The sequence below is a fragment of the Piscicoccus intestinalis NBRC 104926 genome, assembly GCF_001515525.1.
Lineage (GTDB): Bacteria > Actinomycetota > Actinomycetes > Actinomycetales > Dermatophilaceae > Kineosphaera > Kineosphaera intestinalis.
In genome coordinates this window covers 1-827 of record NZ_BCNQ01000321.1, presented here as the reverse complement: position 1 = coordinate 827, position 827 = coordinate 1, and the positions used below count along the sequence as shown (strand labels likewise).

General features: G+C 63.6%; 1 protein-coding gene. It reads left to right on the top strand.

Annotated elements, in window-relative coordinates:
* Positions 1-676: IS3 family transposase (locus PINTE_RS21480; RefSeq protein ID WP_157087462.1), on the top strand; the 676-nt coding region annotated here is incomplete at its 5' end.
* Positions 677-827: the final 151 nt, after the last annotated feature.

Sequence of the window (827 nt, the reverse complement as noted above, 5' to 3'; positions counted from 1 at the left end):
CGCCGAGCTGCTCGCCCTGGGCGAACGGGTCGGCAAGAATCGCGTCGCTCGCCTCATGCAGGCCGCCGGGCTGCGCGGACGCCACCCCCGCGCCTGGAAGCGCACGACCACCAGCGGCCCGGACCCGGCGCCGGCCCCAGACCTGATCGGGCGCGACTTCACAGCCGAGCGGCCGAACCAGAAGTGGTGTTCCGATATCACCTACATCAAGACCTGGAACGGCTGGGCGTATCTGGCCATAGCCATCGACCTACACTCCCGAGCCGTTGTGGGCTGGGCACTGGCCGACCACATGCGCACCGACCTTGTCATCGAGGCACTGACGCTGGCCATCGCACGCCGCCGGCCACCAGCCGGAATCATCTTTCACAGCGACCGCGGGTCCCAATTCACATCGGCCGAATTCGCCTCGTACTGCAAGGACCACCACATCCGCCGTTCCGTGGGCCGCACCGGGGATTGTTTCGACAACGCCGTCGCCGAGTCCTTCTTCGCGACCTACAAAAAGGAACTCATCCACACCCGCCCCTGGGTGAGCCTGTCCACATTACGGAAAGAGACCTTCACCTGGATCGAACATTACTACAATAGACAGCGCCGCCATTCACACCTGGGATACCTCACCCCAGCCGAGTGGGACAAAGGGCATCGCACACTCACAGGAATCGCAGCCTAAACCACACTCCGAAAAATCGGGGACACTCCATTCCGGCACGGATCGCACAGACCTCCACTCAGTCACTTGACTCGACGGACTACGAGACCCACTACCGCCGCCGCTCCTGGAAGCACCACGTCAAGCCCGACGTTCCCGCCACAGCGTTACC